The organism is Brevefilum fermentans (assembly GCF_900184705.1).
Taxonomy (GTDB): domain Bacteria; phylum Chloroflexota; class Anaerolineae; order Anaerolineales; family Anaerolineaceae; genus Brevifilum; species Brevifilum fermentans.
This window is the reverse complement of record NZ_LT859958.1, coordinates 1,849,016-1,861,530: the sequence shown is the minus strand read 5'-3', so window position 1 is coordinate 1,861,530 and position 12,515 is coordinate 1,849,016. Positions and strand designations below refer to the sequence as shown.

Here is a 12,515-nt window from a genome sequence, read left to right as displayed (position 1 = left end):
AAAGTAAAGGCGATTTGTATGACAAAAATTGAATATGATAAAGATTTATTTGAATTATTTTCTAAATTATTAGATAACGAAATAGAGAAAATGCTTTTAGAAAAGTTAATGGGTGGTGTCGATTTTGAAAAAATAATTCAAGAATACCTCTTTGATTTAGAGAAGAGTGAAAATGATTAAAATAAATTATCAGATTGACCGAGATGAGGGAGATGAAAGAGTAATTTATCGCCCGGAATTGTTACCAACCGAATTTGCAAATGTTGTTTATATTAAAGGCCCCAATTCATCTGGAAAAAGCACTTTACTGAATCTTATTGCTACTGGATTTTTTGGACAAAAATTATCCGAAGATGAATTAGACGAGATTTTACGAAAAAAAATTTCCAGTCTTCTTGATATTGAACACCAGAGAATCGCTTTTGAAATTAATATTGACAATCCAATAATTGGGTGTGTTTTGAGTTCGAGAAAACTCAACCCAGAAACAACAGATATTTCTGTAGAAATAATGAAAGATGGAAAGGTTCGAACCCTCAGTTCAGAAAACTTCTATAGGGAATTTCGAATCATTTATGATATTCCTTACAATCCGTTGGATAGACTTCCCCAGATACTCCAGGATATAAAAAATGCTCAAGTCGAAATAAGGGACAAAATATTTTCATTCAAGAACAAATTAAATGGGTTAATTGTTGACATTCAAAACTCAAAAGATCTGGATAGAATAGAAGAGTTGCAAAAGGAAATAAATCAATATTTGAATCAACAACAAGAAATCGAGTATTCTCTTAAAGTACTTGAGAAACATCAAAGAAAAGTACTCGAATATTATCTAACAAGATTTTATATTGAATATGACAGAAAAGTAAGAGAATATTTGACAAAAATAAGAGAACTAGAAAATGAATTGAATAATGCTGAAAAAGAGGGAAGGAAAAGCGCCAGAGATCAGTCAAAGATTGAAAAACAACTTCAAAATGAAACGCTGAATGTCACAGAATTATTCCATGATTGCGAAATACTTTTAACAAGATTGATTAAAAATAAAGAAAAAGAGCACTTGAATTTGTGGAAAGGTGCGAATATAGATAAAGAAATTACTCAATCGGAAGTATATTCGACTTTGAGAGAAGAAACCAAATATTTTATAGAAAATTTTTCAACTGGTTATGAATATGAAAAACAAGTGCATAGTAAAGATCTGGATACAATTGAGGTATACAGATTATTGCTATCGACAATTGCAAACATAAAATACAATGATGTTACTTTACCGGGGAGTAATCAAACAATAGAAGTTTTTAGACAAAGAATTATTGAAGATTTGCAGAAATATGATTCTGTTGTTAATAAACTAAAAATGTACGATGAAATTATTATTAATTTAAAAGAATTTGAAAAAGCTTTGAATAGAGCTATTTCCACTTTCGAAAAATACAAGAGACTTCCTAAAGTTGGAGAAATCATAAATGGTTTTGATACGCCCTACTTGAGGAATAAATTGAATGATACAAAAAAAATAAAAGAAAAATTTTATAACTTAGCAAATAAATTTCGAACAGAACTAATAAACAATCAGTTTGACCCTTCAAAAGCACCAGAACGTTATTTTTCATTAAGTTTTGAAGCAGACTTAAAGCTTTATGAGCAAATGAATGAGCAGAGTTTATCTGATTTTCTCTCAGAAAACCGAAAAAAAATCAATGAAAAAAAAGAGCAATTGAGTAGATACAAAGAGGTTATTAAAAAAAAGAAAGAAGAATTAATATTGTTAAATGAAAGGGAACCTCATCAATATAGGGCGTATTTGCAAAAATTAGAAGTGTTTCTAAGAAGTGTTCAGTTATTGGAAAGAAAGTTTGCTCAACAATTCACAAAATATATCAATGGCGTGATTGAAAAAAAGGAAATAGTGGATGAGCAAGGAAAAATTTATGCACATCTTTTAGGCAATTTATTAGCCTCAAAAATTGGTACTCTTAAACACGTTGATAGAGAATATGAGGTGGAAAATGTTGATATTAAAGCCGGAATAATCACAACATTTGATAGAAAAATTATCAAGTTTGAAGATTTGGGTACTGGTCAAGGTCAAGCCGCATTTCTTTTAGCAAAATTAGCTATTAACGATAATAGAAAAATAATTGCATTACTTGATGAAGTAGCAATGATGGATGAAAAAACATTAAAACCAGTAAAAGAGAAACTTGTAGAATTGTATAAGGAGGGGAAACTGTTGATGGCGGTAATTGTACAAAAAAGTTCTGATGTTGAAGTGGAGAACTTGGTATGAATTTTCTTGAGAACATAAATTCAACAAATTATCTTGAAGCTTTATATGAACGTTTGATTAATTCCTTGAGAAAAACAAAAAAAGAATTAATTCAAAATTCGGTTCTACTGACTATTAATAAATTGAATAGCAATGAAAGATTTAAAGTTCTATCTGATGCTGCTCAAAGATTCGAGGGAGTATTTGAAGCTGATTTGGCCCCACTCTTAGAAAAAAAATATATAAAAATATCAGAAATAGCTGCAACGAACAAGCATTATGTTATAACGGCATTAGGGATTTATCATATTGAATATAATAATTCCATTTTAGACCTCAATAAAATCCTTAATCACATACAGGAAGATGTTTTAGATTTTCCAATTGTTAATAGACCATTGAATGAAAAAGAACAGGTAATTATTTTGGCAATGGTTGCAATGAGAAATTTTGATCTTGACACATTGCTAGATTTAAATTCTATTGAAGTTAGTGCTAAGTGGGAGGAGATCGTTTTTGATATAATCATCCCCTTTCTTAATGATAAAAAAATTGTAAATAGTTCGAACTTGCTAGCTCAAAAAACCGGTCATGAAAATCCTGTTTCATATATGATCAGACGGTTAAATGATTTGCCAAAGAAGACTAAAAATTTATTTACCGTCACAAATAAAAACCAATATTATTTAAACATTGATTTTCACGATATTGAAGAAGCAGAGAGTCAAATATCTTATTTATTGCGAAAAATATTTTATAAATTATCAACAATTGAGGAAGCTGAAGAAATTAAAGATTTTTTATGCAAAACTTCCCAATCTCAAAGCATGTATGTTTTAAACAATTTCAAATTCATAAATTATGAGTGGGACAAAATAATTGACAATGTTATCAATATAATGTTTCTAGGGATTAATTAATTTCTGATTATTTCACGTTAAATTATGGATATAAAAAGTCCGCTAAGGTATCCTGGCGGAAAATCTCGAGCAATAAAGAAAATAATACCATTGTTGCCTTCATTTATTGAATATCGTGAGCCATTTGTTGGAGGTGGCTCTATTTTTATTAGCATTAAACAGAAAATAAAAGGTAACGAATATTGGATAAATGATCTTAATATTGATCTTTATTTGTTTTGGAAATATGCAAAAGAAAAAAATGCTGACCTTGTTGAAAGTGTAAGAGAAAAGAAAAAATTATATCCAAATGGCAAAGATTTATTTTCCTATTACAAAGAAAATAGAGAAAACTTATCAGATTTTGAAAGGGCAGTCAGATTCTTTATTTTAAATAGAATCACTTTTTCTGGCACAATAGATTCTGGAGGCTATTCTGAAGAATCATTCCAAAAACGGTTTACAGAATCTTCAATAATTAGACTGAAGAGAATTGTTGAAATAATCAAAGACATAAAAATCACGAATTTTGATTATGAGTCTGTAGTTAAAACTTCTGGTGAAAATGTGTTTATTTTCTTGGATCCCCCTTATTTTTCAACGAAAGAATCGAAAATTTACGGTAAAGGAGGAGATCTCCATGCGAATTTCGACCATTTTAGATTTGCTAAAATAATGAGAGAATGTGAACACAAATGGTTGATAACATATGACGATTGTAATGAGATCAGGGAACTCTTTTCTTTTGCTCATATAATCCCATGGTCATTACAATATGGTATGAACAATTTTGGTAAAGCTTCTGCTAAAAAGGGCAATGAATTGTTTATTTGCAATTATCTAAATAAATAACAGCTATTTATAAAAAACTTTTGATAACATTTTTAATCAAGCAAGAAATTCGAAAAAGTAATAAAAAAACGTATTGGAACTATTCTATATGTGGAGTAACAGCAATTGGGGGACTTACAAACCTATATAAAAAGATTTGGGACTAACTTTTTTAAAATTAATATCAGTTTCGACAAAAAATGTAATTAGTTCTTCTTACCATGTAACACCTATGTCCCATCGCCACGCTGAAGGTCAATCAGCCGATCGCCCACACTTGAACCAGCCAGGTTAACCAGCAGTGCAATGCTATCATCTTCGGTGAAGGTTTCGTCGTTTTGCTGCCGCTTGTGGCAGAAAATCCCCCTCTTTTTGCCGCTTTTGACGGATTGAAAGCTCCCCTCCTTAATGCTATACTCTTATCAAAAACAGAACATATGTTCTGGTCTATTGTGCATGCACAATGAAAGGAGCTTTCTTTATGTCAATATTAACAAACACCCCCATCCAAACAACCCAGCCCGGACGTAAAACGCGGCGGTTAAGCTGAAGCGGACTCAATTCGCATCAGCGTAGTGCCGCGCACAAGGGTGTGCGGCCAGCACCTGGCTGTGGTCAGCGAAGCCATGTTGCGTTTGGCGAGTCTGCTGCGCACCGACCATATGCTGGGCGGAAGAGAATCCAGCAGCATTGCTGCGTCGCTTAACCGCGCCATGAGCGCAGTTTTAGAAGATCTGAGGAATGGCGGAGACTGAGTCATTCTTTTATTCGTTTCGGTTCGTTTTATTTTGGAACGAATATCAAGGCAAAGCCATACAGGCTTACGCTGGAAGCGCCTCTGTTAATTGTCCGCAGAGTGCAGGGTTTTACTGGGATTGCAAGAAACGTTTGTGTTCACCACCAGGTGACGTAGGGACCGTCACCGCGCAGCAGGTCCATCAGGCGGTCGCCCACCGGCGAGCCGGCGCGATCCGCCAGCAGCGCAATGATATCGTCTTCGGTGACGGTCTCGTCGGGATTGCTGACGGCAGGGTCGATCTCCACGCCCACATCCCGCAACAGTCGGCGCAGGGTCGGCTCGTCAAGCTCCAGTTTATGGGTCAGCGCCTCCACGGTGTAAGTGATGGGATGCGCTTCGATGACCGCAGCCAAAAACTTGCCGATACGCTTGAGGTAATCGGTGATTTGAGAGACGTCGTAATCCGTCCATTCGATCAGGTCCTGAATCGAAGCCATCAACTGCTCTCCGCTTTCAATCACCTGGTTGATGACCTCGCTGGAATTAAGCACAGGTCGAGATGGCAGGTCTTCGCTGGATGGGTTCTGGTTTGTGGGGTTCATTGTGCTGCCTTATGGGTTTTCGGGTCGTGTTTGTGTCTGCCGCTGCCGATCTTTCTCCCCGCAGCCTGGCGGAGATCAACCATTGATCAGCCAATCGGGATGGTCCAGCCGTGCCTGGGCAAGGATGGCGTACCCGGCCACCCTCAGCCAGGAGATCGGTTTGCCAAATTCGTCGAAAAGCTTGAAATAATCTTTAAAACGGCTGCGGATGTGCGCTTCAACCCCGTCTTTATAGTCCATCAACCACGTGTCGCCGTAGCGGACCTGGTCAAAGTCCATCTGGTTCAGCATTTTCGGGATAAATTCTTCCTGGAAGTAGCGCGCCAACAGGGGTTGTGTGGGGATGACGGCAGCCTGGTCGCTGTGACGCCGGGAATGCTGGGCATCATCATCGATGGTCTGCTCCCCGTCATCCGGTTGATCCACCAGGGACGTGTCCTCAAGCGGTTCGCGTGCACTGGCTGTTTCGGGCGTGCTTTGATGATAGGCTGTGATGGCTTCAGCCAGGTCCTCAATAAAGGCAGACAGCTCAATGTCTTGCAGTTGATGCAGGTTGATCAACCAGCGTTTGTTGTGCAAATCCTGGATTTCAACCTGGTGAGGGCGTTTATCGACGACCTCGGCGATGGGCTCTCCTGCATGGGTGAGCTGGTAACCAATTTTGGCTTGCGCCAGTACGTGATCGGCATTAATCGACAAGATACCTCGCTTTCTGGACGAAAGGTCAGGGCGGCCCGGCGACCAGATCCGGGCAGAGTTATCGGTATGTTTGTTTTTTCTTTTTTTCATTATTTCGATGATACTGCACGATTGCTTTTCTGTGAATATCTTCTCTCAACCGTAAAATGAGCGCCACCTTGCGTCCCATGCCTTTTTATGGGCAATTGCCGCCCGGCGGGTGGGCTCAATCTGGAAAATCCTGCCATTCAGACAGGGTGACCTCGTCGGTCTGGACGATTTCCCAGCCTTCTGCGGAAGGCTGCAAGTTGAGCACGATTTTGAACTCCCCGCCTGATTTGCTGATGACGCCCTGCGCATCACGGTAGACGTAGAGTTCCAGCCCATGGGTCAGGATGTGGATCTCGTCGTCAACCGTTTTGATTTTGAAGCGCTGGTAATATTCCGGGAAGACGTCGCCATCGATCAATGCAAAGCCCAGGTAGCTTTTTACGCGCTGTGCCTCAGCGTTGATGCCGCGCTCGGGGTCTTCGCCGCTGGCCAGCGCCGGGTAGCGGGAGTGAAAGGCTTGTATATCGCCGGCGATCACTGCAGCTTTGAGGTTGTAAAAATACTCCCACACAATCGGCTGCAGACGGACGTAATCGGCGGGTTCGGGGTCGACAAAGCTCCCAGCAGGAGGCGTTTCTGCCGCGCGGCATGCTCCCAGGGAGAGCAGGGACACAAGAGCCAGCACAAAACTGACCATCTTTCCGAGAGAAAGCGGCAAGGCCTTCATTTCAGGCTCCGCAGGAGCGCTTTGTTATTTATTTCTTGCGGGCGTTGATCTCGTCGAGCAGCTTGGTGAGCATTTCTTCAGTGATACCTGCCTGCTTGGCTTGGGGCAGTGTCAGGATTTTTTCCAGCGGCATTTGTTTGGCTAAAGTAACCAGAGGGTTCTTGGTGATGCCGGGAACGTATTTTTCCAAAATTTCCACGGCGATTTTGTCTTTTAACAGCTCGCCTGCTTTTGATTTCAATGTATACAGCATTTAAAGCTCCTTATTTGATTGGGGTTATTGTGAATCTTACCGCCCTTATTCTAATGCGATTGCCCTTATCCTGCAAGCTGGGTCGCGGTCGATGGTTCCCGGCAGGGAGCGAGAACGGGTGATTGAGACACGGGTGAGGTGATGCTCAGGGCAAGCCCGGTGGTTTGACCTTGCATCTGCGGTGCTTCGATTATTCGTAGCCGGATGAAGCTTTCGATGCAATCACATGGAGTATACTTACTTCGAAAAACCAGCTTGCTGGGTGAAGGCTGCTCAGTAAGTGGTGAATTATCTGGTTCAACTGATTTACGCGAACGCGCAGGCCATGCGCCATGACGCATGAAACAGCATAGAATTGAGCTTTTATGGACAAACGTGTTTTTGGGCCGGTGCCCACTCGGCGACTGGGTCAATCCCTGGGGATTGACCCGGTTCCGCTGAAAACTTGCAACTGGAATTGTGTTTACTGCCAGTTGGGTCGCAGCCAGCCGGTGACGAACGTCCGCAAGGAATATTTTGACCCGGATGACATCCTTTCTCAGGTACGGGAAGCCTTAAATGCGCACGCGGCAGGAGAGATCGACTGGATCACATTTGTTGGGTCTGGTGAAACCTGCTTGCACGCGGGGGTTGGAAAGTTGATCCGCGGAGTCAAGTCGATGACAGACCTGCCTGTAGCAGTGATCACCAATGGGAGTTTGCTATATCTGCCCGAGGTGCGTGAAGCGTTGCTCCCTGCGGATGCAGTCTTACCTTCGCTGGACGCGGGCAGTGCTCACCTTTACCGCCGCATTAATCGAGCGCTCCCGGAACTTTCTTTTGAGCGCTTGGTCGATGGACTGATTCGGTTTCGACAGGAATATGCCGGGCGCCTGTGGGTGGAAGTGATGCTGGTGAAGGGTTTGAACGACTCCGAAGAAGCGCTCAAGGATATTGCCGCAGTGCTGACGCAAATCAACCCGGATGAAGTTCACATTGTCACGCCGACCCGTCCGCCGGTTGAAACCTGGGTTGAAGCGCCCGACGAAGATGGTTTGTTGCGTGCCCGCGCAATCCTGGGCAATGTCGCTGAAATTGTTCACCCGGCAACAGGTGCATTCGACTTCAGCGGTGCGGAGAATCTGGTGGATGCGATTGTGAGCATCATCACCCGCCATCCGATGCGAGAATCTGAGCTGAAAGAGGCGTTGAGCCCCTGGTCGGCTGATGAAATTCGCTGGACGCTTGAACAATTGGAGCACAGCGGCAGGGCTCAAATCGTTGAACGCCATGGAACTCGCTTTTGGCGGGCTGCAGGGACCTATTTCCCTGACCTTGACCGGGATTGAAATAAATCAAATCATGATCTGATGGTTATTGGAGTGAAATGTCAAAGTTTTCTTTAGATGTCTTGAACCGTTGTGTTTTCCCGTTGTTGAAGTCGGACGATCCCGACGTGGTTTTAGGTGCAGAATTTGGAGAGGATGTTGCCCTGACGCGTGTTGGCGGCGATATTCTCGCTTCGCATGTTGATCCGATTGTGGGTGCCGTGCAGGGCATTGGCTGGCTGGCTGTGCATGTGGCTTGTAATGATATCGCCACCTGTGGTGCGCCGCCGCGCTGGATATTGCCCTTGGTGTTGGTACCCGACAAAGAAGATGAAACGCTGGTGAAAAACATCATGACGGAAATTGCCAGGGCAGCTAAAGAAATCAACGTAACCGTCATCGGCGGTCACACCGGCTACTCCGCTAATCTGGATCGACCGCTGGTGGCGGTCACCGCACTGGGGACCTTGGGCGGACGAAAGCCAATCCTGACCCGCGGCGCTCAGGTGGGTGACTTGATTCTGGTCACCAAGGGGATTGGTTTGGAAGGGACCGGCATCCTGGCAAGTGATTTTGGCAATACAGCGCGCAGCTTGGGGTTGACTGAAAGCGACATCGACCGTGCCAGGGCGCTGATGAACAATGTCAGCGTTATTCCGGAGGCACTTTTACTGGCACAGCATGGTGCCACATCCATGCATGACGTGACCCGTGGCGGGCTGCTGGAAACCTTGTTGGAGATCGCGGAACTTTCCGGCGTTGGGCTGCAGGTGGATTATGAAAGCGTCCCGATTCCTGAGATTGTTGATAGATTTGCCAGTGCCTTTAATTTTGACCCGCTAAAGATGATTTCCTCTGGTACGCTGGCGTTAACGATCTCGGCAGAGCACATTGAGGAAGCGCAGCAGCAATTAGATGAAAAACAAATCCCTTATGCAGTCATCGGAAAGGCTGTCCCTGGCAAGGGTGTTCAACTCATCAAAGAAAATCAGGTGATCCATTATGTTGACATTCGCCCTGAGGAAGATGAGTTGGCTCGCATGTGGCAAGAATATTCACCGGATTGATGTGGTGAAAGAAAATGTGTAAAATCAGCTTGAACGCTCCAGATGCCAAGGTCATCAATCATTAGAAGTGCTTGAGGATTAAGCATCCTCCGAAATATTGTTAAGCCAATTTGTTTGGACGTGAACAATGGTGGCTCTCCCCCCGATGATCACTTGAATCCACATACTTTTGTTCGCCTTCCAAAATCAGAGTGAAATAAATGACGGTGTACAATCCCTTTGATGATCCGGAAATTGCTGGCAAGTATGAACATTGGTATCATACCAGCGGTAAACAAGCGGCTCACCTGGAAAAGCAGCTTTTAGGCTCGTTTTTGGAAAAATTTCCAGGCACAACTACAATCCTGGATATTGGTTGTGGAACGGGCTATTTTACAAATTGGTATCAGAAAATGGGTTATCAAGCTTATGGGCTGGATCGATCTTTCATGATGATCAAACACAGTAAAAGATATGAGAATCTGCCTTGCTGTTTGGGAGATGCCGTTGCGCTGCCTTTTCCAGATCATTCCTTTGACCTGGTGAGTTATGTGACTTCGCTTGAATTTTTTCCTGACGTGAAAGCAGCTTTGCGTGAAGGCTTGCGCGTTGCCCGGCAGGGGATGCTTGTGGGGGCAATCAATCGGCAGAGCTTACTGGGGTTGAAATACCGGAAAAAAGGCGGTCCGATTTGGGGGCACGCCAGGCTGTTTACCTTGGGAGAGTTAAAGCAGATGCTGGAAGAAATATTGGGTACACCGTTTATGATGCAAAGCAAAACGACACTGTGGCCATTATTTATTAAATCTTCTAAACTGCCTTGGGGAGGTTTTCTTGTTTTGGCTGTGATGGATATTCGTTAAAGAGGTGATTATGTTAGAAGGAATTGTGCTAACGGCACTTGAAGCCCAGGCGATAAAGGAAAAAATTGAAGCCATCAAACGATCATGCGAAATTCAGGAAGAACCGCATGTTATTATTGAAGGATTGAACGAATTACTGCCCTTGCTTACGGGCGAGGATTTGATTGAAAAGCGTTTTATAACGGCTCAATTCAGCCTTTATCCTTTGAGACAAAGCTCGCTTTCCCAAACAATAAATCTTGCGCTAGACGCTCTTGAAGACTTCAACCTGAAAACGCAACCCGGTTCAATGAGCACCGTTATATCAGGGACACAGCGGGCAGTTTGGGGCGGATTGCAGGGAGCCTTTTCAAATGCAGCGAGCCAGGCTGAAGTGGTTATGGTGGTCACGATTTCGAATGCATGTTAGAGATTATTTGACCGCCGATATTTTTTATCTGAAAACGCGGTTCACGAACAATCCATTCACAATTGCCATCGGTTATAATTCAGAGCATGGCCATACGAATTTTACCGGAACATATTGCCTCTCAAATCGCCGCGGGCGAGGTGATCGAGCGCCCGGCGTCGGTGGTCAAAGAGCTGGCAGAAAACGCGCTCGATGCTGGAAGCCAGCAAATCACCATTGAAGTGCTGGGCGCTGGAAAACGTTTGATCTGTGTGACCGATGATGGCGGGGGCATCCCTCGGGCGGAACTCGGATTGGCTGTCTCGCGGCATGCAACCAGCAAGCTCTCCCGAGCGGAGGATTTATTTCACATCGCGACACTGGGCTTCCGAGGTGAAGCGCTGGCTTCTATCGGCTCCGTTTCCCGCATGACGGTTGAAACGCGCCCGCCTGATGCTGAGGTTGGCGCCAAACTGCGCGTGGAGGGTGGCGCACTGGGCGAATTGGTCGAGCTGGGCATGCCGCCGGGCACCAGCATCACCGTGCAGGACCTGTTTTATAACCTGCCAGCCCGGCTGAAGTTCCTGAAATCAGATACCACCGAGCGCCGCAATATCGAAGCACTGGTGACGCGCTATGCCCTGGCTTATCCGCACGTGCGCTGGCACCTGGCGATGGAAGGCAAGACCACGCTAAAAACCAGCGGCAACGCTGACCGGCGGGAAGTTTTGGCAAACCTTTATGGTGTGGAGATTGCCAAACAAATGCTGGCTCTGGAATTCTTGGAAGCCGGTTACCACATCCACGGGTTTATCAGCCCGATTTCGCTGACCCGTTCAAACCGACGGGAAATCACCGTCTTCGTCAATGGACGTTGGGTGCGAGATACAGCCGTCAGCGCTGCGATTATCCGTGCTTATCACACCCTGTTGATGGTTGGACGCTTCCCGATCGTGGTCTTGTTTTTAGAATTGCCACCAGAGACGGTGGATGTGAACGTGCACCCGACCAAGGCTGAAGTGCGCTTCAGAGAGGGCGACCTGGTGTTTTCGCGGGCCCAGCGGGCAGTGCGGCGGGCGCTGATGGCTTATTCACCGGTTACCGAACTTGAAATGCGACCCTGGTGGGGCGCCGGGCGCGAAGAGGACCGCAGCCAGATCGACCCGGCGTGGAAAATGGCAGCGGAGATCCCTAAAACCTGGGAGGGGCCCGTTCAATCTGTCCAACCGCGCATCAGCCTGCTAACAGGAACGGAGGATGCCCCCGAGCGTTTACCGCTCTTGCGCCTGGTGGGCCAGGTGGCCGCGACTTACCTGGTGGCTGAAGGACCCGACGGGTTGTATTTGATCGATCAGCACGCTGCGCACGAGCGGGTGCTATTTGAGGAGTTGATGGCGCAGCAAGCCGATGCCAGTGTCCCTTCCCAGGCGCTGCTGACGCCGGTGAGTGTGCTGTTGACGCCGGAAAAGGCACGTTTGCTGGAGGATCAACTGCCCATTCTTGCTGGATTGGGCTTTGAGGTGGAACCCTTTGGCCCCAATACTTACTCGGTGCGGGCGATCCCCGCGCTGCTGGCTGGCGGCGACCCTGAAGCCGCACTGAACGCCGTGGTGGAGGAATTCGAGGAGGACGAAACTCCGCTGGCTGCTGCCAGAGAGGCGATGATCACCGCCCGGGTGTGCAAACGTATGGCAGTCAAAGGCGGTCAGATTCTCTCACATGATGAACAGGTGGCGCTGCTGCGCGCGCTGGAGCGTTGTCAATCGCCGCGCACCTGTCCCCACGGACGCCCCACGATGATCCACCTCTCGGCGGACTTGCTGGAGCGACAGTTCGGGCGTCGAGGAGCGAGGTAG

Annotated in this window: 14 protein-coding genes; 10 read left to right on the top strand and 4 right to left on the bottom strand. The window is 45.2% G+C overall.

The annotated features are described in order from the left end of the window. The first annotated feature begins 18 nt into the window (after nt 1–18). From CFX1CAM_RS11415 to CFX1CAM_RS08110, 5 genes are all read left to right on the top strand, one after another. Nucleotides 19–180: a hypothetical protein gene (locus tag CFX1CAM_RS11415; RefSeq protein ID WP_157891800.1), complete on the top strand. Its 162-nt coding sequence runs from the start codon at nt 19–21 to the stop codon at nt 178–180. Next, on the top strand, nt 173–2,296 hold the full coding sequence (locus CFX1CAM_RS08125) for an AAA family ATPase (protein ID WP_087862543.1): 2,124 nt from the start codon (nt 173–175) through the stop codon (nt 2,294–2,296). The genes CFX1CAM_RS11415 and CFX1CAM_RS08125 overlap by 8 nt, the downstream gene beginning before the upstream one ends. Beyond that, nucleotides 2,293–3,195: a hypothetical protein gene (locus CFX1CAM_RS08120; RefSeq protein ID WP_087862542.1), complete on the top strand. Its 903-nt coding sequence runs from the start codon at nt 2,293–2,295 to the stop codon at nt 3,193–3,195. Before CFX1CAM_RS08125 ends, CFX1CAM_RS08120 begins: the two co-directional genes overlap by 4 nt. A 24-nt stretch (nt 3,196–3,219) precedes the next feature. Then, nucleotides 3,220–4,026: a DNA adenine methylase gene (locus tag CFX1CAM_RS08115; protein WP_087862541.1), complete on the top strand. Its 807-nt coding sequence runs from the start codon at nt 3,220–3,222 to the stop codon at nt 4,024–4,026. A 554-nt stretch (nt 4,027–4,580) separates the two neighbouring features. Beyond that, a complete protein-coding gene (locus CFX1CAM_RS08110) occupies nt 4,581–4,760 on the top strand; it encodes a hypothetical protein (RefSeq protein WP_087862540.1) in 180 nt (59 codons plus the stop codon). A gap of 139 nt (nt 4,761–4,899) precedes the next feature. On the opposite strand, the gene CFX1CAM_RS08105 is transcribed toward CFX1CAM_RS08110, so the two are convergent. From CFX1CAM_RS08105 to CFX1CAM_RS08090, 4 genes are all read right to left on the bottom strand, one after another. Beyond that, on the bottom strand, nt 4,900–5,346 hold the full coding sequence (locus CFX1CAM_RS08105; RefSeq protein WP_087862539.1) for a hypothetical protein: 447 nt from the start codon (nt 5,344–5,346) through the stop codon (nt 4,900–4,902). 75 nt (nt 5,347–5,421) lie between these two features. Beyond that, on the bottom strand, nt 5,422–6,135 hold the full coding sequence (locus CFX1CAM_RS08100; RefSeq protein ID WP_087862538.1) for a hypothetical protein: 714 nt from the start codon (nt 6,133–6,135) through the stop codon (nt 5,422–5,424). A gap of 115 nt (nt 6,136–6,250) precedes the next feature. Beyond that, entirely contained in the window at nt 6,251–6,802 is a 552-nt protein-coding gene (locus CFX1CAM_RS08095; protein WP_087862537.1) for a hypothetical protein, read from the bottom strand. 28 nt (nt 6,803–6,830) lie between these two features. After that, the gene (locus CFX1CAM_RS08090; RefSeq protein WP_087862536.1) at nt 6,831–7,055 is read right to left on the bottom strand and encodes a hypothetical protein; all 225 of its coding nucleotides are present in this window, start codon (nt 7,053–7,055) and stop codon (nt 6,831–6,833) included. A gap of 365 nt (nt 7,056–7,420) precedes the next feature. Between CFX1CAM_RS08090 and CFX1CAM_RS08085 the strand changes: the two genes are divergently transcribed. The 5 genes from CFX1CAM_RS08085 (at nt 7,421) to mutL (ending at nt 12,515) form a co-directional block, all read left to right on the top strand. Further along, nucleotides 7,421–8,383: a radical SAM protein gene (locus CFX1CAM_RS08085; protein WP_087862535.1), complete on the top strand. Its 963-nt coding sequence runs from the start codon at nt 7,421–7,423 to the stop codon at nt 8,381–8,383. Nucleotides 8,384–8,421: 38 nt separating this feature from the next. Continuing rightward, the gene (locus CFX1CAM_RS08080; RefSeq protein ID WP_087862534.1) at nt 8,422–9,429 is read left to right on the top strand and encodes an AIR synthase family protein; all 1,008 of its coding nucleotides are present in this window, start codon (nt 8,422–8,424) and stop codon (nt 9,427–9,429) included. A gap of 200 nt (nt 9,430–9,629) precedes the next feature. Next, a complete protein-coding gene (locus CFX1CAM_RS08075; protein ID WP_087862533.1) occupies nt 9,630–10,271 on the top strand; it encodes a class I SAM-dependent methyltransferase in 642 nt (213 codons plus the stop codon). Between the two features lie 10 nt (nt 10,272–10,281). After that, nucleotides 10,282–10,680, top strand: coding sequence for a YkoF family thiamine/hydroxymethylpyrimidine-binding protein (locus tag CFX1CAM_RS08070; protein ID WP_087862532.1), 399 nt, complete (start codon nt 10,282–10,284; stop codon nt 10,678–10,680). Between the two features lie 86 nt (nt 10,681–10,766). After that, nucleotides 10,767–12,515 carry a DNA mismatch repair endonuclease MutL gene (mutL, locus tag CFX1CAM_RS08065; protein ID WP_087862531.1) on the top strand — a complete coding sequence of 583 codons (1,749 nt, stop codon included), beginning with the start codon at nt 10,767–10,769 and terminating at the stop codon, nt 12,513–12,515.

Bases quoted from the DNA above. Each gene is read 5' to 3' on its own strand.
- CFX1CAM_RS08120 (WP_087862542.1), top strand. From the start codon at position 2,293: ATGAATTTTCTTGAGAACATAAATTCAACAAATTATCTTGAAGCTTTA.
- mutL (WP_087862531.1), top strand. From the start codon at position 10,767: ATGGCCATACGAATTTTACCGGAACATATTGCCTCTCAAATCGCCGCG.
- CFX1CAM_RS08070 (WP_087862532.1), top strand. From the start codon at position 10,282: ATGTTAGAAGGAATTGTGCTAACGGCACTTGAAGCCCAGGCGATAAAG.
- CFX1CAM_RS08095 (WP_087862537.1), bottom strand. From the start codon at position 6,802: ATGAAGGCCTTGCCGCTTTCTCTCGGAAAGATGGTCAGTTTTGTGCTG.
- CFX1CAM_RS08100 (WP_087862538.1), bottom strand. From the start codon at position 6,135: ATGAAAAAAAGAAAAAACAAACATACCGATAACTCTGCCCGGATCTGG.
- CFX1CAM_RS08105 (WP_087862539.1), bottom strand. From the start codon at position 5,346: ATGAACCCCACAAACCAGAACCCATCCAGCGAAGACCTGCCATCTCGA.
- CFX1CAM_RS08080 (WP_087862534.1), top strand. From the start codon at position 8,422: ATGTCAAAGTTTTCTTTAGATGTCTTGAACCGTTGTGTTTTCCCGTTG.
- CFX1CAM_RS08125 (WP_087862543.1), top strand. From the start codon at position 173: ATGATTAAAATAAATTATCAGATTGACCGAGATGAGGGAGATGAAAGA.
- CFX1CAM_RS08090 (WP_087862536.1), bottom strand. From the start codon at position 7,055: ATGCTGTATACATTGAAATCAAAAGCAGGCGAGCTGTTAAAAGACAAA.
- CFX1CAM_RS08075 (WP_087862533.1), top strand. From the start codon at position 9,630: ATGACGGTGTACAATCCCTTTGATGATCCGGAAATTGCTGGCAAGTAT.
- CFX1CAM_RS11415 (WP_157891800.1), top strand. From the start codon at position 19: ATGACAAAAATTGAATATGATAAAGATTTATTTGAATTATTTTCTAAA.
- CFX1CAM_RS08115 (WP_087862541.1), top strand. From the start codon at position 3,220: ATGGATATAAAAAGTCCGCTAAGGTATCCTGGCGGAAAATCTCGAGCA.
- CFX1CAM_RS08085 (WP_087862535.1), top strand. From the start codon at position 7,421: ATGGACAAACGTGTTTTTGGGCCGGTGCCCACTCGGCGACTGGGTCAA.